The 22,169-nt window shown below is 52.6% G+C and carries 20 protein-coding genes; 9 read left to right on the plus strand and 11 right to left on the minus strand.

The annotated features are described in order from the left end of the window. The coding region (locus NW840_RS00915; protein ID WP_414341790.1) for a hypothetical protein at positions 1 to 193 on the plus strand (193 nt) is incomplete at its 5' end. A gap of 50 nt (positions 194 to 243) precedes the next feature. On the opposite strand, the gene cas2 (NW840_RS00920) is transcribed toward NW840_RS00915, so the two are convergent. The 10 genes from cas2 (NW840_RS00920) to csx2 all read right to left on the minus strand — a co-directional run bounded on the left by cas2 (NW840_RS00920) (position 244) and on the right by csx2 (position 11,411). Further along, complete coding sequence (cas2, locus tag NW840_RS00920; RefSeq protein ID WP_414329659.1) at positions 244 to 522, minus strand: CRISPR-associated endonuclease Cas2; 279 nt, start codon at positions 520 to 522, stop codon at positions 244 to 246. Continuing rightward, the gene (gene cas1 / locus NW840_RS00925) at positions 522 to 1,511 is read right to left on the minus strand and encodes a CRISPR-associated endonuclease Cas1 (RefSeq protein WP_414329661.1); all 990 of its coding nucleotides are present in this window, start codon (positions 1,509 to 1,511) and stop codon (positions 522 to 524) included. Before cas1 (NW840_RS00925) ends, cas2 (NW840_RS00920) begins: the two co-directional genes overlap by 1 nt. Next, entirely contained in the window at positions 1,511 to 1,810 is a 300-nt protein-coding gene (gene csx18, locus NW840_RS00930) for a CRISPR-associated protein Csx18 (RefSeq protein ID WP_414341792.1), read from the minus strand. Before csx18 ends, cas1 (NW840_RS00925) begins: the two co-directional genes overlap by 1 nt. A 29-nt stretch (positions 1,811 to 1,839) precedes the next feature. Further along, entirely contained in the window at positions 1,840 to 3,459 is a 1,620-nt protein-coding gene (locus NW840_RS00935; RefSeq protein ID WP_414341794.1) for an RAMP superfamily CRISPR-associated protein, read from the minus strand. Positions 3,460 to 3,831: 372 nt separating this feature from the next. Beyond that, entirely contained in the window at positions 3,832 to 4,473 is a 642-nt protein-coding gene (locus NW840_RS00940; RefSeq protein WP_414341797.1) for a Uma2 family endonuclease, read from the minus strand. After that, on the minus strand, positions 4,473 to 4,865 hold the full coding sequence (locus NW840_RS00945; protein ID WP_414341799.1) for a hypothetical protein: 393 nt from the start codon (positions 4,863 to 4,865) through the stop codon (positions 4,473 to 4,475). Before NW840_RS00945 ends, NW840_RS00940 begins: the two co-directional genes overlap by 1 nt. Positions 4,866 to 4,889: 24 nt before the next feature. Further along, positions 4,890 to 5,660, minus strand: coding sequence for a type III-B CRISPR module RAMP protein Cmr4 (gene cmr4, locus NW840_RS00950; RefSeq protein ID WP_414341800.1), 771 nt, complete (start codon positions 5,658 to 5,660; stop codon positions 4,890 to 4,892). 47 nt (positions 5,661 to 5,707) lie between these two features. Further along, on the minus strand, positions 5,708 to 6,847 hold the full coding sequence (locus NW840_RS00955) for a type III-B CRISPR module-associated protein Cmr3 (protein WP_414341802.1): 1,140 nt from the start codon (positions 6,845 to 6,847) through the stop codon (positions 5,708 to 5,710). Further along, the gene (gene cas10, locus NW840_RS00960; RefSeq protein WP_414341804.1) at positions 6,844 to 9,843 is read right to left on the minus strand and encodes a type III-B CRISPR-associated protein Cas10/Cmr2; all 3,000 of its coding nucleotides are present in this window, start codon (positions 9,841 to 9,843) and stop codon (positions 6,844 to 6,846) included. Before cas10 ends, NW840_RS00955 begins: the two co-directional genes overlap by 4 nt. A 290-nt stretch (positions 9,844 to 10,133) precedes the next feature. After that, the gene (csx2, locus tag NW840_RS00965) at positions 10,134 to 11,411 is read right to left on the minus strand and encodes a TIGR02221 family CRISPR-associated protein (RefSeq protein WP_414341806.1); all 1,278 of its coding nucleotides are present in this window, start codon (positions 11,409 to 11,411) and stop codon (positions 10,134 to 10,136) included. Positions 11,412 to 11,577: 166 nt separating this feature from the next. Here csx2 and NW840_RS00970 point away from each other — a divergent pair, with 166 nt between their 5' ends. Next, entirely contained in the window at positions 11,578 to 12,327 is a 750-nt protein-coding gene (locus NW840_RS00970; protein WP_414341808.1) for a Uma2 family endonuclease, read from the plus strand. A gap of 132 nt (positions 12,328 to 12,459) precedes the next feature. On the opposite strand, the gene NW840_RS00975 is transcribed toward NW840_RS00970, so the two are convergent. Continuing rightward, on the minus strand, positions 12,460 to 13,020 hold the full coding sequence (locus tag NW840_RS00975; protein ID WP_414341810.1) for a formylmethanofuran dehydrogenase subunit E family protein: 561 nt from the start codon (positions 13,018 to 13,020) through the stop codon (positions 12,460 to 12,462). Between the two features lie 378 nt (positions 13,021 to 13,398). On the opposite strand from NW840_RS00975, the gene cas6 reads away from it, so the two are divergent. From cas6 to cas2 (NW840_RS01010), 7 genes are all read left to right on the plus strand, one after another. After that, positions 13,399 to 14,028, plus strand: a complete 630-nt coding sequence (gene cas6 / locus NW840_RS00980; protein ID WP_414341825.1) for a type I-MYXAN CRISPR-associated protein Cas6/Cmx6 — start codon at positions 13,399 to 13,401, stop codon at positions 14,026 to 14,028. A gap of 13 nt (positions 14,029 to 14,041) precedes the next feature. Then, the gene (cas3, locus tag NW840_RS00985) at positions 14,042 to 16,453 is read left to right on the plus strand and encodes a CRISPR-associated helicase Cas3' (protein ID WP_414341812.1); all 2,412 of its coding nucleotides are present in this window, start codon (positions 14,042 to 14,044) and stop codon (positions 16,451 to 16,453) included. After that, entirely contained in the window at positions 16,450 to 18,009 is a 1,560-nt protein-coding gene (cas8a1, locus tag NW840_RS00990; protein WP_414341814.1) for a type I-MYXAN CRISPR-associated Cas8a1/Cmx1, read from the plus strand. Before cas3 ends, cas8a1 begins: the two co-directional genes overlap by 4 nt. A gap of 91 nt (positions 18,010 to 18,100) precedes the next feature. Continuing rightward, positions 18,101 to 19,021, plus strand: coding sequence for a type I-B CRISPR-associated protein Cas7/Cst2/DevR (cas7i, locus tag NW840_RS00995; protein ID WP_414341816.1), 921 nt, complete (start codon positions 18,101 to 18,103; stop codon positions 19,019 to 19,021). Further along, positions 19,018 to 19,617, plus strand: a complete 600-nt coding sequence (gene cas5, locus NW840_RS01000; RefSeq protein WP_414341818.1) for a type I-MYXAN CRISPR-associated protein Cas5/Cmx5/DevS — start codon at positions 19,018 to 19,020, stop codon at positions 19,615 to 19,617. The genes cas7i and cas5 overlap by 4 nt, the downstream gene beginning before the upstream one ends. 197 nt (positions 19,618 to 19,814) lie before the next feature. Beyond that, positions 19,815 to 21,476, plus strand: a complete 1,662-nt coding sequence (gene cas1 / locus NW840_RS01005; protein ID WP_414341821.1) for a type I-MYXAN CRISPR-associated endonuclease Cas1 — start codon at positions 19,815 to 19,817, stop codon at positions 21,474 to 21,476. Positions 21,477 to 21,479: 3 nt separating this feature from the next. Then, entirely contained in the window at positions 21,480 to 21,773 is a 294-nt protein-coding gene (gene cas2 / locus NW840_RS01010) for a CRISPR-associated endonuclease Cas2 (RefSeq protein ID WP_414341823.1), read from the plus strand. The last annotated feature ends 396 nt before the right edge of the window (positions 21,774 to 22,169 follow it).

Here is a 22,169-nt window from a genome sequence, read left to right on the forward strand (position 1 = left end):
TATTAAACCCAAGCAGGGCAAGGAATGCAAGACCCATTTGCGAGGGATCCGGAAAAAAGTCGGCAAAAAGGGTGCTGGCGAGGGGGCTTTGGGGCCGGAAAGCCTTGTGGCGCAAGGCGTCGAGGGATCGGACGAAAGAATCGGCCTTTGCGGCTTTTGGCGGATCGCTCGCGCAGGCGTTGATACCGTTTGAGTGTGCTTTTGGAAACACCGAGTGCTTAAGTAGGAAGAGACTTGCCTGAGCTACACAATGACCGAGCTGGGGGGTGCAGTCAGGGCAGGCCCACCCCAGATTTCCACCTGGGCGAGGACATAGCTAGTGAGCGGATAGAAGCGGACGCTGTCTTCCTCGGGCTTGATCTTCTTGCGGAGCCGCAGTTTGAGCTCCTCGAACTTGTCTTTGTCGAGGACGCACTCAAACACGCTGTATTGCACGCGCTTGCCGTAGCCTTCTAGCAGGTCGGCAATTTTCTTGCGTCGCTTGTCGCAGGGAGTATCGTAGGTAACAACATAAAGAAACATCAGCGAATCCGGTAGGGCTGGTACAAATCTTGAGGATTATAGACGGATTGCTTAAACTTTTTAACTTGCTGCGTTAGCAGATCCCAGCGGGGTTGATCTCCGTCAGGGGTCTGGATGGATCCCTCCATTCTTTGGATGAAAGCTGTAAGGTACTTTTTCCTGCCACTATCACTTAGAAAACAGCCACCATCGCGATACTCAAAGTCTTCTTCGATGTTCATAATGCCCTTGTTGATCAGCCAGAGGACTATTGAATCTACAATAGGCGCCCGAAATTCTTCCAGTAAGTCCGAAACCAGAGCAGCATGGCGTTCACTGCTAGCGTGCAAGCAACCCTGATAGGGATCCAAATCTTGCAGCTCAATCAGGGTTAATAGATGGTTCCAGAGCACCATGTAGCCAAAGCTGAGCATGGCATTAACCGGGTTAGTGGGCGGCTGTCGAGTGCGGTTAAGCAAAACAAAGCCCCTTTGCTGAAGGCAATTTCCCAATTCCGGGAAATACAGAGCCGCAGCCGCTCCTTCAATGCCCCGCAATTGATCTAGAGACTTGGCCTCAAGAGCTTGAGCAGCCAAATGTTCCAGACTGCGCAGGGTCAGATCCCCTGTTTCAGTGGGGCGCTGCCTGAGCTGCCTCATCAGCAGCACCCGGCTATTGAGCAGCTTGGCTCGCACCATCTGGGCTGCCGTTTGCAATCGCCATTCTTCAGGGAGCGCTTGTTGCAAATGAGCTAAGCGGCGGTACCCCCTCTCTATAGGAACAAGGCGACCATAGCAATAGCCTAGCCGGGAGAGATAGGCAATAGGAATATTCCGCCTCAGGCACGCTCTCACTACGTCTGTGGTGACCTGGGATCGGCCAAAGATTAAAATTTGCTCCAGCAAGGGTAGAGGCACCTCCTGCAAGAGCGACTCGCCCAAATAGACCATTACGAACTCTTGCTTAAGGCTTAGCCTACACCCCTGCTGAGAGACATATAAAGTTCGCATTATTCGTCATGACGACGCAGATCTTCAGCGCCTCGCCTCTGATCTATGGCATTGCCGGGTTTAGAGCGGCCACGCTCCGGTAAAATCTCAACATCAATTTCAGGACTTGACAAGAAATCCATCACGATCTCGGCCAGACTGCCCGAAAAGAAGCTGGCAATCATGACAAGAACGGTATTGGTAATCACGGCTGCCAATCCCAAAGGAGCAATTAGCAGGATGGCCAGCGTGATCGAGCCGTTGACCACAGCTGTAACAAGGTTTCTAAGAACTTTGGCATTGATCCTCTTTTTGGACATTTTATTCCTCCAGAGATTCTCCAAGATCTCTACCTCAAGGGCCAGATTATTCCAAAATCATCAGCATTTTTCCTGAGCTGTTCAAGATAACTTTTCCTAGGATTCACCGTTGCCCCAAAAACGGTAACCACCTGATAGTCATCCAAATCTGCAATCCAGACAGGGGACGGCGTGCCTGTGTCGCCGCAGAGAAACTTGTCGTATTTTCCTGGCGCTATCTTGCCTACCTTGTGCAAAACAGCCAAAGCATAGGGCTTATTAAACTCTTCTGGGCCGCTGCAGACTACAATCCTGCAATGGGCATCCACAGCTTCAGGACACTTTTCTTTGCCGACCTGACCAAAGCTCCTGGGATTGCTGAGATCAATGGCCTGCCCAGTCAAAACCTGGAGTGCTTCAAAAAAGCCCCGCAGCCGCTTCTGAAAGAGTTTCTGGAATTCCTCTACCGACTCTGGCAGATTCCAAAATGAATCTTCGGAGTTGGGAATGAGGGTGGATCCGCGCCACCAAGGAGCTCTGTCGCGATTTTGGCGAGAGTAGCAGGGCCTTCTTGCCCCCTGGCCAATACCTCCCAGGTGAAACAGCATCCAGGTCAGATTCCGAAAGAGCTTTTGCACCGCTTTCTGGTTCTCCTTTGAAGCATAGTTTTGGCACTCCTCAGAAAGGCTGAGAATGAGGATCCCTTCTTGCCGTCCGGCAGGCTTCCCCTTTCCTGCTTGATTGGGTTCCGGCTCCGGTTGAGTTACTCGCCCCTTCAAAAGATCCACGTGGATCCAGCCGTGTTTTTGCTGGGGAGTGATGGCCCCAAAAAGTTGCCCCTCCCATTCCTGCACCTGCTTCACGGGCAAAACACCCAGGGCAAAGGTTCGAAACCAGTAGCGCAGCATGTTCTTAAAGGCTACCGGTCGCACTTCGGCAATTGATTTGTTGTCATACCGGTTCTTATCAGGTCTCCAGTTGACCACTTGCCGCCCGTGGATCAACTGACCCTCCAGCTCAAAAGGCAGCCGCAAGAATTCTCCCTTGTATTGAGATAGAGTTTTGCCAGTTTGAATCAGCCGACCGTAGCCGGTATTGACTTGGGATCCCACTCCTTGCTCCAGCCCGCGGATGAGCCATTCTTTCACTTGGGCCAACATCTCGTTGGTGCAGCCTGGCCCTTTACGCAGGCCAATCAAAAAAGTGGCTTGCTTGAGAGAAAAGAAGAGGTTGGGATTAGGTGAGTATTCAAGATTTTGACCGTTCCACTTCCAGATATTATTGGCAATATCGACAGCTAGACCTCCTGTTCTGGAATTATCGGGATCCCCTTGTCTTTGAGTCCTGGTCGGCACAGGGTAGGCATCTAAAAAGATCACCTTGCCAGCACTATCTTTGTCCTCAGCTTCTAGATGCCCAAGCCAGGGTGCCACTGCTTTATCCGCCTCTTTCCAAGACAGATTGCGCTTCCGCATCAACTCTCGAATAGCCTGGGTGCGGGCTACCCCCCGCAAGGTGGAGCTGGGAATGTAGGGGATCCCCAAGTGATCAAAAGCGGGCAGCAGCATACTCTCCGGGCCTTTGGCTCCACCCACCCGAATTCGCCAGGGACAGGTGACCTGAAAGGTGTCATTGGCAATGCGCTTGATGCGATCGTTTAGAACTTGCAAGCGGGAGCTGTAGTCTGCATTTGCTTCCGCCCGATGCACCAGATCGACTTTGGTTCCGTCCCTGAAAGGAGCCCCATAGGCTCTCATCCACCGCAGATATTCAATAAAGCTCGCCGTCCGATCTGGGTTGGGATTGGGATCCGAGGGATGCCCTAACCAGGGAGAAGGTTGGGAATGGTTGCCGCCCCCTCCACCACCACTCCCCCCTCTCTGATTGGGGGGATGGCCTCCTCCTTGACTTCCTGAACTTGGCGGACGGCTGGGATCCCCTTGCTGAGGTGAGCCTGGTCTTCCAGGACGGGGAAGGGGTTGTGGAGCGTTGGCAGGACGATTGCTAGGCATTTGATCTTCTCCTAAAGCTGGAAAGCAGTATTAGGAATTGCGAAGCGTTTCCCGAAATTCGCGCAACATAGCGCTGGTGCCAATTTCTAAGGCGCGTCGAATAAGTTGAGGTACAAGACTGGAGATGTCGAAGTCTGGAAAAAGCCGGCTGCAGCTCGATTCTACGTAGTCTTCTCCCTGCAGAATAAATATCCGCAAACTTCGCTCACCCAAGAGCCAAACTTCGGGCACGCCAATAGCTTTATAGGCATCGATAAAGGTCCGGGAAGTAACGTCGGACTCAATGGCCAGATCAGGCGGAGGCAACAGATCGACATCGATCCTTCCCTCACACCCTCGCACCTGCTCTAGGTGATGGACATAAAAGCAGGTGTCAGGCTCCACCCCAGCACTGCCAGACTTTTTAAGGGTTGTTGAGCCAAAGTCTTCCCAGTCTCTCCCTTGAGAATCAAGGAGAGCTTTCACAATATCTCCGGCAATGCGGTGAGGGCGCTCATGTTTGGACAAGGGAGACATGATCTCTAACGTGCCGTTGTAATAGGCAATGCGAGTGTGGCGGTCTTCCCCTAACTCTTCCAAGATGCTCTCAAAGTCTTGCCAAGTCAGCGAATGGATGACCACTTGGCTTCCTTCACACAGGGAAATAGACTGGATTGGAACAGCTACACTCATTAGTCCCCTCCGCTAATGTCATGGTAAATGGCTGTAGCCCAGAAGCTGAATTCTTGCGCCAAAGCAAGTCCCAGTCCTGTTAAACCCAGGTACTCTTCAACTCCCAACCCCATGAGACGATCCAGGCCGTTGGATTTGGCAATTTCGTTTTGACCGGAGATCTTTTCTAGGCAATCGAAAAACTCCTTGACCACCTCTTTTTTGCCCTCTTGGCTAAGGGCGTCTTCTTCGGCCTTGAGGCGCAGCAGGCCCCAAGTAGAAAGATAGGTGTAGAGCTCCACAGCCTGGTTTTTTTGCTCTTTTAGCCTTTCTGTATCCTTGGTTTGCGCTCTGAGCTGGCACAGGGATTCGTAAACGGGCTTGGCCAATGTACGCGGGTCAAAGCTATTCATAAAACCTCCCTCCTAGGTTGAGATCTAGTTCAAAGACAGCTCCACAAAGCCTCGGCCCAAGCTTTCCTGGCCGCCAATCTGCATAATCTGGTTGGATTGCAGCAGATCTCGAAACTCTTTCATTGCCTCCTCAGAACTGCCATTTGCTTGGGCGGTAACCCCCCAGGTAAAGTACATCAAGCTGTCAGGAGGAATGGCCTCTTCATAGCGGAAGCCTCCTTCCACAACCTTGTGCTCGCTAAGCTTGACTTTCACCTGCCGCCACAGGCTCATTTGAATGAGGGTGGCACAGTGCTGATCGGGTAAAACAATCACGCGACTGATATTAGGATCTTTGGTGTAGCTCTTCCATTCCGACCATTGTTTGAGACCCTCTTTGAGAATGGCATCTTTGAGGTAGATAGGCTGGTTTGTTCCCAAGTTGGTGCTATAGGGATCCGGCACTGACAGATTCTGGCCTGTTAGCCGCAGCCAGCGCTTGAGCAGAAGCGGGCAGCTTATCCACACCACCCCGTGGCTGAGGGAGGGCACCGGGATCCAAAGCAAGGAGCCATCTCCAATCCAAATGGATCCCTGGGTCAGCTGATCCCCTTCCCCAATTTCGTTGCCAAAGAGCTCAAATTTTTTGTGCTTATCAGTCACACTGGCCCGCAACCTGCCCCGGATGGTGCTGGAAGGGATGTAGGGCAAATGGGTGTGGGATTCGCGGGCAATCCCCAAGAGGTTCCCTTCTTGGGCAGTGCCGCCGGTGTGCAGGGGAGTCAATAGATGGAGGTAGGCAATCTGAAAAGTCATGGATGGGCTCCTTTTGCGAGTAAGTATTCAAGGACTGAAAGCAAAACTCAGTTGGCCCAAGGCAGCCATAGGAGCTCGCTATAGCCCAACAGCCGCCAGCGGTGGAACACGTTGAGCCGGCCATCTTCTAGCTCCGGCTCTTCTTGGTTGAGGGGGGCCGGTTGCTCCAGGTAGTAGACACTGCCAGGAGGCGCTGCAAAAACTTGAGGAGCGGGTAGGCTGATCTGTCGCGACTGTTGTAGAGAATCCACCCGCAGGCGGCCGTTGATGGGAACGGGCTTGCCGGTGGCCACGCTCACCAGGGGGCCGGTGAGGGGATGGGCGGGGTGGGGAGTGGCCAATCGCCATTCCCACGGCCAGGCACGGCAGAGGGAACGCCCGTCCACCTTTTTGATGAACACACCTGGGGTCACCAAGTAGGCCAAAGCGCGTCCGGCTTGGCAAAAGGCGGCCTGAGAAAGGTCCTGCAACTGCTGCCACTGCGCCTGCAACTTCGGACAAGGGGCTAGCAAGGCACCGTGGCCTTCTCCCCCCAGCCGCACAACCACTTCTTGCTGCAGGGGCAAGGGATCCCAGGCTTCGCGATCGGGATCCCAGCCCTCGATGGAAAGGGCCAAACTCCAGCCCGGCTGAAGGCGGATGCAGGTCTCCACAAAGTAGCCATCGGCTTCTCGCACTTGCCGCTTGCTCACCTGCAGAGTGTTGTGGGGCCGTACTTCATACTTCAACGGCGGCTTGACGGCCTGGCTGAGATCCCAGCCTTTGCCTTCCAGCGCCTTTTGCACCGCCTCGAAGGGCAGATAGCCTCCCGTTTTTTTCTTCTTGCTGCTCTGGCTGCGTTCGGGTTCCTCCTCTGCTGGCCTCAGGGACACCAACGGGGCTGGCCGGGTGGGATCCCAGTGGCAATGGAAGTAGGGATCCGTCTTGTCCAACCAAGGAACGGGAACAAGGGGGAATCCGTCTTCCAGATGCAGAGGGGCGGGGAAATAGAGCCTTTCGTCGTGGCAGAGAAAGGGGCCCCGCAGCCGCAGCGTCATCGGCTGGCCCAGGTAAGCCTGGATAGCACCAGCAAGGGTATGGCCGCTAGGGGGAAAGCTGCTGTTGGCCCAGGCCCGCTCTCCCGGCGCAAAGGGCTTAGCATCTCGAAACATCCACACATCCAAGGGTGATAGGGTAAACCAACTCATCGGCCGTTCCTCCCCAATTTCACGGTGCGGTTGCGCAGCACAAAAGCCGCCAGCTTGAACCAGTTTTTGATCTCCAGATCCCACTCCTGGGGCTGGGCGGGCAGGCTGTGCTGCCAAAAATGCTGGATAAACTCCACAAGCTTGTTCTGGAAGTGCTCTTTCTGCTCCGATTCCTGTTTGAAGAGATCCCGGCGGCTGCAAAAGAGCGTGGCCCAGGCTGGCACCGCCTCTGGGCTGGGGGCAGGATGTTGCTCCCACAGTTGGGCTGCCTGCTCAAACAAGGAGCTTTGATCCTGCTGCTGGCCCATGAGCTTCCAGTCAAAATCAAGGAGATCCTTCCACTTGTCGAACGTGTCGAATTTGCTGGTGCTCACCAGTTGGTTGCCATTGGCAAACAGCACCCGCACCTGCACGCTGTCTTTGGGGCAGCCATGGGCATAGAGGTGGCCCTTGGCTTCTTCTTCCGCCTGCCAAAGGTTTTCCAGGGCAATGGCCAGAGGCACCGAGTGATGGGCAATCACCACGCCGAAGCTGATGGTGGCTGCGGATCCCAGGGTAAAGAGGGGGCGCCGGCTCAAACCTTCGGGAGGCCGCCCTTTTTTCCACTGCCAGTAGTCCCCCAGGTTCTCAAACTCCCGCCAGTCATCCTCTCCCCCCCGGAAACACTGGCGAATATCCCACAGCCAGCCATCCCACTCCCAGAGGTTGGTGTAGGCCAAAACGTCGTCCCCGCCGGCGTAGATGAGCTTGCCTGCATAGCGTTGCTCTGTTAGGTAGGGCACCAACTGGCCGGAAAAATCCAGCAGGGCGCGGCTTAGGGCGCTGTGGGTGGCAGGCCCCATGCGCTTGCGGCTGTTTTTGACAAACTTCTGAAAAGCGTCTTTGACTTGCTCCAGCTCCTCCTTGTCCTTGCCAAAGACCTCGCCAATGGCTTCCGTTTGCCCGTTGGCCAGCCGCTGTAGGGGTTGAGGCAGATAGTCGTAGTAGGATTTCATCTTCTCGCCCCTGAGCCATTTGCCCATGTCGTCCCCATCCCCGGCAGCCAGCACGTACCAACTGGCGGGGTTAACGCTGGGGTAGTAGCGGCCTAGAAGCGTCTCGATGTCCTGCCGGTAGCTTCTTTGCGTTTCCTCGTCCAGCTCCAGGTCTTCCACCAGCCAACCGGCATTGAGCAGACGGGGATGGTAGCACAGCTCCTGCTGGTCGGCCCACGGGATCCCCCATTTGCCCCGCATTTCCCGCAGCACCCCTCTGACCTCCGGGTAGCGGGCCTCCACTGCCTGACAGGCCTGCTCAAAATGCTCCCGCTCCCGTTGCCCGTGAGTCTTGAGGTAGCCAGCCACCCCAGCCGTGAGATCCGGGTAGGAAGCGGCAATCTGGTCTTCAATCTGGTCTTCATCCAGCTCGCGGAAGAGCTCCGGCAGCACTTTGTACAAGCCCCGCTTGAGGGTTTCGGTGGCATTGAGCTGTTCCCGGCCATCGAAGAGCCCGGCCTGCCGTTGCCAAAGCCGCCGACTCTCCCCTTCTGTTATCCACCCCTGCCGCGGTGAGGGATGCACCACCGGCCCCAAGCCCGAAACGGTGCTGCGCGGCCCAAACGCAACGGGGAGCTGCCAATCGCGGGCCTGCTTACAAGCGGCTTGTAGCCGCCGACTTTGCTCCACTGCGGCTGCCCACCAAGATCCCACGTTGAGTCCGGCCTTGTATTGGCGGCGCTCTTGCTTTTTGGGATCCCAAAAGCTAGCCCGCAGAAACTCCAGCTCCTCATCAGCAAAGAGCTTTTGCTTAGCCCCCAGGTGATAGGTGCGGTTTTGGGCACTGACCCAGGGATCCTCATCAATGGAAACCTGAGGGGGCTTGAGGATGCCGGTATCCTTGAGAGAGTGAGCCGGGGATCCCAGGGGCACGGCTGCCCAGTAGTGCTGCCACTGATGCTCCAGCCATCCCTGCCAGGTGGGGTCCTCTGGGTGCAACTGCCTCAGCCAGCGGCGATCCGCCTGCAGGTGATCCAGCACCCTCTGGGCCAACTGCTTCCATTCTTCCTTGAGGGTCTGCTGGGCAAACTGCATGGCCGCCTCCACCCGCTCTTCTGGCAGCAGCAGCAGGAGCACATTGGGAAAGCCGGCGGTGAGCAGGGCGTTAGGCGAAGGCTGAGGGATCCATTCTTCAAATTCGGGGTACTTCTCCCGCAGCCAGTAGTCGATTAATGGCTGGCCATAGAGGCTGGGGTAGAGTAGGCAGTCGGGACCGTATTTTTCAGCTAGTCGCCAACTTATGCGAGCAGAAAGGTAGTGCAGCAGCCAGGAGCCAGCCCAGAAGTCCCGCATTTTGCGGCTGGCTTTGATCAGCTCCTGGATGGGGTTGAAGGTAAAGCTCACCAAGAAGGGACGCGCGAACTTGGGCTCGTCGTAGCCGGCCAAACATCCCGCTAGGGCTGCGGTGACGCTGGCGTGGCTCCACAGGGATCCGTCTGGCAGCCGGGTTTCTGCCGGCAATAGCAGCAAGCTTTCATCCCCAAACTCCTGACAAATGGCCTGGGGAAAGCACCGCCAAAACCACCAAAACACTTTTTGGGGATCCTCCTCTTGCCAAACCCAATCGGGGATGGCGCTCTCCTCCCGTTCCATCAGGTAGTCTGCACGGGAGCGGGCATCCTTGAGGGCTTGGTGTTGGTCATCGGCCAATTGCCAAAAGCGCTTGCGCCCGGAGAGCAAGTGGCTCATTTCTAGTCCAAGACCCAAGTTGCGATCCTCAACTTGATAGTTGATGGCTATGGGCAAATGGCCAATGGCCGCGCGGTCGCTGGCCGAGGCGATGAGATCCGCATCTCCCACACCTCTGAGAGGGGATCCCTCGGCTTTGGGAGAAGACCATCCCTGCATCGCTGCCAGTTTGGCCCACGGCCCTTCCTTGGAGCGGCCAGTCCTGTCGTGTAGGGCTTTGAGGGCGGGATCGTGCAATAGACCCCAAATCTTGGCTTGCCAGTAGTGAGACATAGGGTTTTCGCAAAGCAGTTAGGAATAGAAAGACCAGAGGAACGGTGAACAACTTTGAAGAAACAGTAGGCAGGAATTCGCCAAGTGTCCGACGCAATGGCTACAGAGGCTACAAAGTAAAATCCGTCAATCCTTGGGTATCTGTAGAGTTTCTTCAGTATTTCTCCAGGTAAGCCAAGATGGACGCTGTGAGCTTCTGCCGCTTTTCTGAACCCTCTTGAGAAAAAAGAGCCTGAGGCTGGGATCCCTGCCCAAACGTATTCGCTTCTCCGGTTACCGACGCCTTTAGCCTAGGGAGCCTTGGAAATACCCCCTTCCAATTCCTCAGAAGACTCCGGCTGGGTCAAGTCGGGGAAAAGAGCCTCCAGCTTGGGCAGCAGATCCCGCAGAACGAAATTTTCCAGAGCTTCCCCGTCCAAACGATTGGGATTCATTTGCACATGGGCCGTGTCGTTGCGGTATTCGCTGAGGCGAGACCAGAGATCGGCAAGCTGTTTGGTGTCGGAAACGTGGGCAGCAATGGCCAGAGACATCTGGGGCTGCTCTCCTCGTGGGATCAGGGATCCCAACTGCTGTTCGATCTCCTGCCGCTGTTCCCGCTCGCGGTAGTTTTGGATCCCCTCGCACAGGCAGAGGGCAGAGATCACCCACTCCCGAGCCAGTAGAAGAGCTTGGGCGGTGAGGCGCTTTTCCACGTACCACCGCAGCAGTTGAAAGTGTTTTTGAATTTCGGCCCTGGGATCCGAAGCCTTGTCTGGGGGCAGGGCCAGCTGGCCGTAGCTATCCTGAATGCTTTGCAGCAGCAGACCAAAAGGCTTGGCAAATTGGCCCACCTCTTGCTCCAGATCCGCAGTGGAGTGCCTTTGCAAATTGGGCAAGTCCTCTTCTAGGAGACTGACAGGTCTTACCAGTTCAAGAGAGCGGGAAACATTGCGGATGGCTCGGCCAAAGCTTTGCAGGCGAGTAGGTCTGGGATCCCTTTTGTCCAACCCTGGTTGGCGGTAAAAGTCCCGTTGAACTGTATCCAAAAGTTGGCCCAACTCCAGCGCCGAGCCGGTGCTGATGAATTTGTCGGTAGCCGTCAGCCAGTCCAAAAGACGAAGGGCGGGGGTGAGATCGATGATGGGTGTTTCCTGCTGGTCTTTGAGATAGAGACCGTAGTACAGCCCCTGAATATTTACATTCTTGGCCTTGCGCAAAAGGGCGGCTCCCAAGAGCACCAGTACGGGGATGGAGCGAAAGGCGTGGGTGATATCGAAAACCAGCCGCGTATGGGGCTCGATGCTATCGACCAGCACATCGAAGATCTCCCAGGTCTCTGCCTCGGTTTTCCCTTCAGGAATGGCCTTGGCAATTTTCTCCACGTGGGGGGGTAGGCAGTCCTGTAGATGCTTCCAATGGGTGTCATGTGCTTCTTGGGTTAGCAGCACAATCACCCTCTCGATGTCAAAGAGCTGACAGAGGGCTTTGGCAACATAACGGGTTCTATCGGCTTTCCGCTCCCCAAAAACATACACCGTCTCGCTGTAGGGGCTGGTGCCTAGAGTGGTCAAAAGGGTATTAGCCATAGGGATCCTCTCGATGACGGCTTTCAAGCATTGAAGCACGGGCATCTTCAAGCTACTGCAGCTTGGAAGCCTCCCCTTCTCAAGTTGCCTGGAGAGGGTTCTGGGTTGAATGTTGCCCTATCCTCTCCCGAAAAGTGGCATCCTCTGCTCAGCCGGTGCCAGAAAGATGGGGATCTCTACCCCCAAAATTGAGTGGAGCCATCTTGCCGCTGGATTTGGATCCCTGCTCGACAACTGTTTCAAAACGGTGAAGGTGGGGGATGTCAGAGCTAGCCTAGACAGAGATTCGGCCATCCTAAACAACGGGGATCCTGTGATGCTATCGACTCCAGAGTTGTCCATTTCAGGTCAAAAGCTAACTCCCGAACAGTTTCTGGCCTTGCCGGAGGGGGATATTGTCTATGAGCTAGTCGATGGGCGGGCCGTCTCCAAAAACGAACCCATGTCGCCAAAACGCTTCCATGCTCGTCTCCAACCGGTGTTGTGGCAAATTTTGGAGGACTGGTGCTCTAGCCCTGAGTGTCCTAAGCCTGGGTCAGCACATACTGAGTGGGCAATTGTTCTGACACGAAAAGCAGAACCCTGGATCCCGATTCCCGACCTCACCTACATCTCCAACGAGCGATTGCCAGTTGAGGCCATGACCGATGAGCCTTGTTTTGCCATTCCCGAGTTGGTGATCGAGATCCTTTCTGCTGGCCAGAGTTTTGGGGCCATAGCCCAGAAGGCAACCGATTATCTAGAAGCTGGGATCCCCCGCGTTTGGGTGGTGGATCCCCAAGCCAAGAGCATCACCGTCTTCTATCCCGATGCCCCGCCGCGCACCTTTACGGGATCTCAAGCCATTCAAGATGATTTCCTGCCGGGTCTAAAGGTGATCCCTCAAGATGTATTCGCTCAAGCCCGGATCCCTTAGGGGGTACCTAGCGAGCCCACGATAATCAGAGTTAGTTCCAGAAAGAGAGCATCCGGCAGAGGTGGCCACCCGCTCGGGTCTGGAGCTGATTGGCTCAGGAATGCCGAAGGGATCCCGAAGCGATATTCCCTGCTATGGGCTAATGGCGAGACGGAAAAGCTTCTCATCGGCCAGTTGAAGAACTTCCTGCCCTGCAGCCGCCAGTTGTTCCGGGGGCAAGTTCCGGTATTTGTCAATAAACTCGGGCAAAACTTGAAACTCCACCCGCTTGCCGGTCTCTCGGTGGATGACCACGCTGCGCATTTTTTCAAGAGATTCGACCTCCACCAGCTTCAAGTTCAACTTGCCCAAACTGGCCCCTGTTGCAGCATGCAAGCCATCCACAATGCACACGAACGGGATCTCTGCCGGCGACTCGTGAATGACCTCCACCAGAAAACGGTTCCTAGAAGTGTGGGGAGTTGGACTCATCAAGCCCAGCTCCTGCAGAGCGCGCATCCCCATGCGATAGCCGACCACGGCCCAAGGCCCAGCTCCGCCATGAATTTCCGTTACTCGCTGAATGGCCGCCGCCGTCGAGTCCGTTGCAGAACTGGTGACCGGATGAGCTGTCGCCGGCGCTCCCAGAGTTAGCTGAAGTGCAATCAGCAAAAGAGAAAGCTGCTGTGGCTTGGCAATGGATGACAGGTTCATAGGCAGCGAGAGAGCTGATAAAGAGGAGATGGGTCAAGCCATCCTAAGCTCTACCCTTCGAGGTTGCCTATGCGGGGGTAGGGGATCCAGCTGTCTTCTGAGAACTCTTCCAAAAATCAACTCCTGGGTAAACAGGGCTAAGACCAGTGGTATTGTCAGAGGTAAGCCCCTGGGCGTTGAGCACTTTCACGTGGCTGTTGTGGTCGAAAGTGCCTTGCTGCTGGCAGCAGGCCTTAGCACCCCTGACTGCCCTTTCCACTGATCGCCCTGGGGCGCCGCGCGCTGCTTGACAGAAGCGAGCTGTGTTCACTAGCATTTCTTACATATGTTTTATGTGGCAGTTGTGTAATGAGCCACTCAATGACTGCTGAAGCTTCAATGGCAAACCCAACACATGTCCCTTACGAAGCTCCCGTAGTGGACCTATGCCTGCCCGTGCGAGGAACTACCCTCCCAGCAGATCACGGGTACGCTCTACTCGCGGCGCTATGCCACCAAGTACCAACACTGCACCGAAACCCTCACATCGGGATTTTGACAACAGCGGGAATTGGAGACAGACGAGGCAAAATCTTACTGACTCCGCACTCCCACATTAGAATTCGGCTGCCCATGGAAGCAGTGCCGGAGGTGTACAAGCTAGCCGGCAAGCAATTGAAGATTGGATCTCACGAAGTACAGCTAGGGATCCCCAGGATTTTTACTCTCAAACCAAGCACTTCCCTAAAAGCCCGAATTGTTACAATCAAGGGCTACACCGAGCCAGATCCATTTGTGCAAGCTGCCCAAGACCAGTTAGAAAAGCTTAAGATCTCAGGCCGGGTATCAGTACTGCAAGATAAAACTGGGAAACCCTTGCGCAAGACCTTGAGAATTAAAGGGCATACGATTGTAGGTTTCTCAACCTTAGTAGAGAACCTACAGGAAGAAGACTCAATTCGCCTCCAGCAGGTAGGGCTAGGTGGCCGGCGGCGCATGGGTTGTGGATTCTTTTTGCCGTGCAGGTGAGGATGACTCTACAATGTTTAAGTTTTTGCTAGCAAAATCGCTGGGAAAATGGGATCCCAGCTACCAATCTAAAGAAGAGTATGCTCAGGCAAGGGGCGCTGCTAAACTTGCAGGCCATGTTGCGGCTGTCTTGTCAGCGGCTGAAGTCTTCTCAGATCGCCTAGGACAGACTATTTGCAAGCAGTTAGGGTTAAGTGACTCAAATCGTTTGGGAGCTGTTGTCAAATTAGGAGCTTATCTGCACGACTGGGGTAAAGCCAATCAACATTTCCAGGAGATGGTTTATCTCAAGTCGTCGATCCTAGACACTAACTCGAAAGCAGAGCTTGAAAAGAGTTGGAGAAGTCATAACAGAAGGCAACTTATCCGACATGAGTTTTTAAGTGGCATACTTGCTTTACAGGTCAGTGCATTTCGAGAGTGGCTACAGAAAGCATTTACTGAAGAGGAGCTCCTCTTAGCTGCCTGGACAGCAATTGGACATCACCTCAAAGCGGGAGTGAATTCTCAGGGCAAAGAATCTCACAAAATTACGGAGTTGTCTGATGGCTCAGGATCTGAGATTTACGTTTATACTGGCCATCCAGACTTTCAATCTGTGTTGAGGCTCGGATCGCAGAGACTAGGGCTACCATCAGAGATTCCAAGTGTACCCTCAGCAAGTTGGGAAAGAGACCAACTGGAACAGCACTTGCATGCATTGGTAGATCAGTTTCGAGACTTTGCTCAAAATTTTAGCTTTGAGAGACAGATATTAATAGCGGCTGCTAAGGCAACAGTAATTGCTGCAGATTTAGCAGGATCGGTCTTGCCAGTGGAGGGAGAAAACTTGCAAAGCTGGGTTTCTAATACCTTGAGTTTAGCTCTCCAAGAAAGTGAATTAGAGCAACTGATTACCCAGAAACTAGGAAAAAACTCCCTGCGTCCCTTCCAAGAGCAAATGGCTGCTGCCACTCATCGAGTAACACTGGTCAAGGCAGGCTGTGGTACAGGCAAGACCTTGGGAGCCTACGCTTGGGCGAAAAAGTGGGCATCGGGAAGGCGACTGTTTTTTGGCTATCCGACCACCGGAACGGCTACTCAGGGCTACTTGGACTACGCTGAGGGATCCCCAATAGAAAAGACACTGATGCACTCACGAGCAGATTTGGATCGAGAACTTTTATTGACCGGCGAAGGCGAAGAGGATGAGGGTAATTCGTTTCGTTTGGCAGCGTTGCAAGTATGGAGAAAGAAACTGGTTATCTGCACTGTGGACTCTATTTTAGGGTTAATCCAGAACAATAGAAGACCACTATTTTCTTGGCCAGCTCTAGTTCAATCTGCCTTCGTTTTTGACGAGGTACATGCCTATGACAATCAGTTGTTTGGCTCTTTGCTGAGATTTTTACAGGCTTTTCGAGGCGCACCTATCCTACTGATGAGCGCCAGCTTCACCCCAGGGCGACTTGAGGCGATTAAACGGGTGATGAGTGAGTTGGGTGAGCCTATAGGGGATCCCATTGAAGGACCGCAAGAGTTAGAAGAGCTGAAGCGCTATCAAATAAGAGAAATTTCATCAGAAGGGGATCCCATCAATTCCGAATCCATTTGGTCAGAAGTTACTAAGGCAGTTCAAGAGAACCAAAAGGTATTGTGGGTAACTAATTCAGTTGCCAGTTGCATTAACATTTATCGAGAGGCTCAGAAGAAGCTAAAAGACATTGAAGCCAAAGTTTTAATTTATCACAGTCGATTTCGTTATAAAGATAGACTTAGAAAGCATGAGCAGATTATTAACGCTTTTGGTCAACCAGGGCCTGTTCTCGCTGTTACTACACAGGTTTGTGAAATGTCCTTAGATTTAAGTGCAGACTTGCTTATCTCTGCTATGGCTCCAGCGACATCTTTAATTCAGCGACTAGGTCGCCTCAATCGAAGAATGAAAAGCGAGCAGGAGCGATCCCGTGTAGCTCTTTTCTACGAATGGAACGAACACCTCCCCTATGGCGCAGCAGAATTAGAAACTGGCCGGCAGCTGCTTGAACAGCTTAGAGAACTTGAGTATATTTCCCAGCGAGACCTGGCTGATATCATCTCTCAGCTCAGCCGGGAAGAGCCTGCCAGGGTGAAGTCAGCATGGCTTGATCAAAACTGGTGCACTTATCCAAGTTCCCTGCGAGAGGCCAGCTACACGATAACAGTGCTTCTGGCAGAGGATCAAGACGCTATTTGGAAGGCTGCTGAAGTCAGACAGAAGAAAGCTCTAGATAAGGGCCAAAAGCTATCGAGAATGCAAGCTTTTCTACAAGAAGCTCAAGCCTGGTCAATTCCAATCCGGATCCCAGATAAAAAGACAGAGTGGTGGAATTGGCAACGACGCGGGTTTTATTTCATCACAGAGCCTGGATATATCACCTACAGCGAGGAATTTGGTACGCCATGACCGAATTAAAGTTGCACCTAGGACACCCCGGATTAACATTGCTGCATCGGGCGGGTTTAGCCGGACTATGGATGACCCTCAAGCAGCTAGAGCAGGAAATTCCACCAGAAAAGCGTCCAGGGTCACTAAGTTGGGAACTGACGTCTCGACAAGTTCAACTGTCCTGGCAGGGAAATGACTTTGAAGTAATTGATTGGTTGCTCAAAGAGTCCTTCCAGCTTGACAATGGGTTAATCGCACTGCGAGGGATCGACAGTAAGTCGATGCGAAAAGACTCCCAGGTAGTCATCCATCAAGGAATCCTGGGAACATTTCTACAACATGCCAAAACCCGTAAAGTTATTGGCGAGCAAACTCAATCTTTAGAGATTGATGAGGATCATCCGCCTGTCATTATCAAGTATAAAGCTTTAGAAAGCTACGTCCATCAGGAATTTGCCAAAAATCTATGTGATAAAAACGGTAATTGGCTTAAGCAGCCAATTAGCATTGCTGGCTGGCTTAATCCTGGTGCAGTCGTTCGCCACAATGCATTTCCCTCGGATACAAGCTTTGAAGAATCTCCAGAGATGGCCTTTATACTTCTCTACGCTCCTGTTTCTTGCTGCTACTACATACTTCGCTCGCGGCTGCGAGATCAGAAAGCTCAATATGCCCTGGTAGTTCCCGAGATTACCGATATGGAGGTCTATGCAAGCTACCGGCAAGATCCCCAGCTTCGTTATGCAGCCTACCAGGATTTTCATGCTTCGAGTTTGGGAGATGCTGGGCTTAGGTTTTTGACGTACCAAGGGATTGCAGAATCTGCTAGGGAATTTAAGGTAAAACGATGTCAGGTTCTAACTCTAGGTGTTGTTCCGTGGTCGAGCCAACAAAAATCTCGCACAGATCTACTTACTGTAGAAGCAGAATATCGCGTCTGTAAAAACTACCAGATCTGCAAAGCAGTGTTACCAGATCGAGTTGTCGTCAAGGCAAAAGCAGAGGAAGGCAGTTTCATTGCAACAAGTTTTGCTCGTGAGATGATTGCTGAAAATCTGGCAAGGGGTTACTCTTGGTATGCCGGATTTGCAGAGCAGGTTAATAGCAACGAGCAGTTTAAGCAGCTATGTTACGAGCGCGGAGGTCTAAACGAAATGGTCATGAAAACGGAAATGGATGACAGAGAGCGCTGGTTTGTTCAGGCTTGTCATGAAGCCATTCGCTTTACCTATGGTCGGTTATCTCAGAAAACCCAGGATAGGGGAGAGTTTACTAACTTTGACAGAGAAAATATACGTATTCGCACTGGTCTGACTCGATGCAAAAACGCGGAAAGCTTCCGCGAGTTTATTACTAGCTTTTGGGCGCGGGCTGGAAGAATACCGACACTGCAAGAGCATTGGGATGACTTGATGGATTTAGTTATGGATCCCAAGGAATGGAAAAAAGCGCGAGACTTAGCTCTTCTAGCGTTGGCCAGCTACAAAGGCAAGGAGCGACAGGAAGAACTTCAGGATGAGCTTGACGAGGATGATGTTGACTTGATTGTACTTGCCGAGCTAGAGGAGGACTGAAAGTGTAAAGCAAGAGCCAGAAAGTCAAGTGAAAAGTTGACGTAGCAACAACTTAACGGTTCAGTTTGAAGAATTAGCTTGGAGGAAGATTATGACTTTGCACCTGTTTGGCAACATTTTGACCAGCTATGGCACCGCTGCCAACAACCGCGGTGAGAATGACGGCAACATCACTACCCTGCAAAAGATCCTCTGGAAAAATGAGGTGCACACTACCGTCTCTGCTGAAGCAATCCGTTGGGCCCTGCGTTACTATTGGCAGGTCTCAGGGAATGGCTGCGAAGTTAACCGACGTTGGAATGATCAAACCAACGACAACGAGTGGCAAGCGCCTAACTTTGATCCCGAGCGGTATATCGATGATGATGTCCTAGGCTTTATGCGTGCGGAAGGGGCTAAAGTAGATGCCTCAGACGAAAACTCATCCAGGAAGAAGGGAGAGAAGTTACCAAAGGGCACTACCACTGCTCGGCGAGGTGTTTTGGAAGTAACTCGGGCAGTTTCTACTCGACCCTACAGCGGAGATGTAACCTTCAACGCGAAAAGTGGCCAGAAGGGATCCACTTCTCTCTACGGAACGGAGGTTCATGCTACTCGCTATCAGTACGGCTTTGCAATGACTCCTGCTCGGCTCCACCGGCAAGACCGAGTAATCGAAGTGTTAAACGGACTGGTTTCGTTGGGGGAAGTAGCCGGCAATCACTCTCGCTTTCTCTATGACTTTTCACCGGATAGCATAGTCCTGCGCTGGACACACGACTTTTCGCCACGCCTGCTCTACTGTTTTGAAGAAAACTCTGATGGAGAAATCAGCATGCCGGACTTAGTGCGTCGAGTGCAAGTGGGGGATATAGATCCTCAAGAGCTGTGGCTAGCAGGAGCTGCTGCCGAAACTGAGGACGGGGAGAAGCTAGCCCAGTTGGGTGCTCATGTAAGTCCAGGCATTAAGTCAACAGTTAATCAACTTATCAGCTTGATTAGGCAGCAAATTTCTTGTGAGGAGGCAGCATGATTCAGCTCCAGGTTGAGGTGCCTATCGCCTGTTTCCGTCAATCTTGGGCCAGGGAGTTTGCCGAAACTTATCCAGTGCCGCCACCGGCTACTGTTTATGGAATGTTGCTTTCCTTGCTGGGAGAATGGGATCGGCATCGATATTGCGGATCCCAACTGGCAATTGCTCTCCTGAGCCAACCCCAGCTTTCTACAGTGATCCGTACCCTTCGTCGTTTTAAGACAAAAGATATTCAGCATCCAAACAATGCCCGTCCTGACTACCAACAATTGCTGACCGATGTGCAAATCGCAGTTTTGGTCAATGGATCCCTTGCTCATGACTTGGAAAGAGCCTTTGAAAATCCTGAATTAATTGACCGATCTGGGGGACTAAGCCTAGGAGAGAGTCGTGACTTAGTTAACTCGGTAAGACCAATTCAGAAAGTCCCTTCAGGGGGAAGATGGCTAATTCAAGATGAGGATGGGATCCTGACCTTGCCGTATTGGGTTGATCACGTGGGATCGCGGGATACTCGCTGGCGAAGATACTCACTCCGAACTCTTGAAGGTGATAATGTGCCGGAGTTAGCCTGGACGGAAATTTGCCCAAACTAGGCAGCGAGAATTCCAAGCTTTAGTTCCAGACTTGTCAACCCTAAGTCGAAAGCTTGTTTCTGAACAGCTTAGTAACCCTGCCAGGAGAAGATCTTGTGCGGAGTCTGAGTTTTATCTCCACTCAAAGAGAAAGCTGTTCTAGCATTGCTGAAGAGTCCTAGAAGAGCCCTATTTTTTATATTTCGGAGTATCAGATTATGCCGGCATCACTAATCGATTTCCCCGCACAGATAGATTCAGATTTGATTCGTGTTTCAGCACTGCACGCATTGGCCTACTGCCCACGACTATTTTATCTAGAGGAGGTCGAGGAGCTCTATACGGAAAACGCAGCTATTTTTGCCGGTCGGCGGTTACACACAGAGCTGGAAAAGCAAGAGGGAGAGGAGTGGGAGGATCTATTTCTAGAAAGCGAAGAACTGGGCTTGCGGGGAAGAGTGGATGCTTTGCACACTCGTGATGGACAGATCATTCCCTACGAGCATAAAAGGGGTCGGTCAGCACGGGATCCAGACAATCAGCCTCAAGCCTGGGAGAGTGACCGGTTGCAGATTTTGGCCTATGCCTATCTCGTGGAAACAGCTTTGGGGATCCCAATTCCCGAAGGACGAATTCGGTACCATGCTGACAATGTGCTCGTACACGTACCCCTTGATGATGCTGGGCGCCAAGCTGTACGTCAGGCAATTGAACAAGCGAGGCTGCTGCGCCAATCTCCTCTGCGGCCCCCAATTACCGACAATGAGCGGCTGTGTGCGGGTTGCTCCTTAGCTCCCGTGTGTTTGCCCGAAGAAGCGAGGCTAGCTCATGACAGAGAATGGCAACCTATTCGCCTGTTCCCGGAAGATGACGAACGGCAATGTGTCCACATTCTAGAGCCAGGGGCACGGGTAGGGCGCAGTGGATCCCGTCTCAAAGTTACCTACCGAAACCAAAGCGAAGAGTTTATCTCCGCTCAGCAAACTGGACAAATTGTGCTGCATGGTTTCTCTCAAATTTCAACTCAAGCCATTCATTTCTGCGCCGAACAATACATTGGAATTCACTTAATTTCGGGAGGTGGACGCTATGTCGGCAGCCTGGATCCCCGATATGGGAGCATCCAGCGCCGCATTCGACAGTATCAGGCCCTGAGCAATCCTGAAATGTGCCTGAGACTAGCCCGAAAGTTGGTGAGGTGTCGAGGCCAGAGCCAGCGCAAGTTCTTAATGCGCTTGGGATCCCAGCGTTCGCCGGAGGTAGAACAAGCTATCGAACAAATGAAGCGATTGCTCAAGCAAGTTGATCAGGCAGACTCTTTGTCAAGTCTATTGGGACTGGAAGGAAACTTAGCAGCGCTCTACTTTTCTGCCTTGCCTCATCTGCTGTCTGATGCAGTACCTGAGGAAATGCGATTTTCAGGACGAAATCGAAGACCTCCCAAGGATCGCTTTAACGCCTTACTTGGGTTTGGTTATGCTCTTTTGCTTAAAGATGTAATGAATGCTATTTTGACAGTTGGATTAGAGCCCGCCCTGGGTTTTTATCACCAGCCTCGCTCCCAAGCGCATCCTCTGGCTCTTGACTTGATGGAGATCTTCCGTGTTCCTCTTGTAGATATGCCAGTCGTAGCCTCAGTTAACCGACGGCAATGGGATCCAGACGCAGATTTTACAGTACGGGGCCAACAAGTTTGGCTCAGCGAAGAGGGACGTAAGAAGATGATTCGGATTTACGAAGAGCGCAAGCGAGAAAAGTGGAAGCACCCAGTTACTCATTACTCTCTTACCTACTGCCGTTTAATAGAGCTAGAGGTTCGTCTTTTGGAAAAAGAGTGGAACGGCGAAGCAGACTTGTTTGGAAACTTAGTTGTGAGATAGATTATGGCCGAGCATAAGGTTTGTTACTTGGTGTGCTACGATATTCGCTGTCAGAAGCGATGGCGAAAAGCATTCAAGTTATTGGAGGGATATGGAGAACGAATTCAGTACTCAATTTTTCGTGCCTGGCTAACATTGCGAGAACGAGAGAAACTGCGTTGGGAGCTAGAGAAAATTCTAAAACCAGAGGATGACCTCTTGCTTGTGGGGATCTGCAACCGCTGCTTAGAGCGGGTGCTCGCCTCGAACCGACCAGAAAGTTGGCCAGAACGACAGGATGGCTACAGGATCTGTTAAAAAGCAAGGATCTATCGTTGTGAAAGACGCTTTAGCCCCCAAAAGACCTGAAAGTCTTGTCGGAAGAGGGTTCCAGGGATTTTCGACCGCCTGGAGTTGCTTGCAAAATCCCGGCTCCCTTACGAGAAAACCTTTTGCCGGGCCCAGTGCGTTAGGAGACCTGTCTTCTAGCTGGCAGTTGGTGTATAGAATAAGGGTACATGCTTGCAAAGGCTCCATCCGAGCCTTGCAGAGTAAGAATCCTGGGGTGCGCCGTGATTTTCCTCTGATTGCCGTAAGGCGTTGAGCACAACTTCAACCCGTGGACTTGATAGGTTAACTCCAGCAGTGATTTTCCTCTGATTGCCGTAAGGCGTTGAGCACGAAATCCTCGCCTGGGGGGTATTTGAGGAAGAG

This window comes from Synechococcus sp. R5-13, from assembly GCF_047462015.1.
GTDB lineage: Bacteria > Cyanobacteriota > Cyanobacteriia > Thermostichales > Thermostichaceae > Thermostichus.

What these genes read in the sequence shown, in the direction of transcription:
- cas2 (WP_414329659.1), bottom strand. Translation starts at nt 522, where the DNA reads ATGTTTCTTTATGTTGTTACCTACGATACTCCCTGCGACAAGCGACGC.
- cas1 (WP_414329661.1), bottom strand. Translation starts at nt 1,511, where the DNA reads ATGCGAACTTTATATGTCTCTCAGCAGGGGTGTAGGCTAAGCCTTAAG.
- csx18 (WP_414341792.1), bottom strand. Translation starts at nt 1,810, where the DNA reads ATGTCCAAAAAGAGGATCAATGCCAAAGTTCTTAGAAACCTTGTTACA.
- NW840_RS00940 (WP_414341797.1), bottom strand. Translation starts at nt 4,473, where the DNA reads ATGAGTGTAGCTGTTCCAATCCAGTCTATTTCCCTGTGTGAAGGAAGC.
- NW840_RS00945 (WP_414341799.1), bottom strand. Translation starts at nt 4,865, where the DNA reads ATGAATAGCTTTGACCCGCGTACATTGGCCAAGCCCGTTTACGAATCC.
- cmr4 (WP_414341800.1), bottom strand. Translation starts at nt 5,660, where the DNA reads ATGACTTTTCAGATTGCCTACCTCCATCTATTGACTCCCCTGCACACC.
- NW840_RS00955 (WP_414341802.1), bottom strand. Translation starts at nt 6,847, where the DNA reads ATGAGTTGGTTTACCCTATCACCCTTGGATGTGTGGATGTTTCGAGAT.
- cas10 (WP_414341804.1), bottom strand. Translation starts at nt 9,843, where the DNA reads ATGTCTCACTACTGGCAAGCCAAGATTTGGGGTCTATTGCACGATCCC.
- csx2 (WP_414341806.1), bottom strand. Translation starts at nt 11,411, where the DNA reads ATGGCTAATACCCTTTTGACCACTCTAGGCACCAGCCCCTACAGCGAG.
- NW840_RS00970 (WP_414341808.1), top strand. Translation starts at nt 11,578, where the DNA reads ATGGGGATCTCTACCCCCAAAATTGAGTGGAGCCATCTTGCCGCTGGA.
- NW840_RS00975 (WP_414341810.1), bottom strand. Translation starts at nt 13,020, where the DNA reads ATGAACCTGTCATCCATTGCCAAGCCACAGCAGCTTTCTCTTTTGCTG.
- cas6 (WP_414341825.1), top strand. Translation starts at nt 13,399, where the DNA reads ATGGCAAACCCAACACATGTCCCTTACGAAGCTCCCGTAGTGGACCTA.
- cas3 (WP_414341812.1), top strand. Translation starts at nt 14,042, where the DNA reads ATGTTTAAGTTTTTGCTAGCAAAATCGCTGGGAAAATGGGATCCCAGC.
- cas8a1 (WP_414341814.1), top strand. Translation starts at nt 16,450, where the DNA reads ATGACCGAATTAAAGTTGCACCTAGGACACCCCGGATTAACATTGCTG.
- cas7i (WP_414341816.1), top strand. Translation starts at nt 18,101, where the DNA reads ATGACTTTGCACCTGTTTGGCAACATTTTGACCAGCTATGGCACCGCT.
- cas5 (WP_414341818.1), top strand. Translation starts at nt 19,018, where the DNA reads ATGATTCAGCTCCAGGTTGAGGTGCCTATCGCCTGTTTCCGTCAATCT.
- cas1 (WP_414341821.1), top strand. Translation starts at nt 19,815, where the DNA reads ATGCCGGCATCACTAATCGATTTCCCCGCACAGATAGATTCAGATTTG.
- cas2 (WP_414341823.1), top strand. Translation starts at nt 21,480, where the DNA reads ATGGCCGAGCATAAGGTTTGTTACTTGGTGTGCTACGATATTCGCTGT.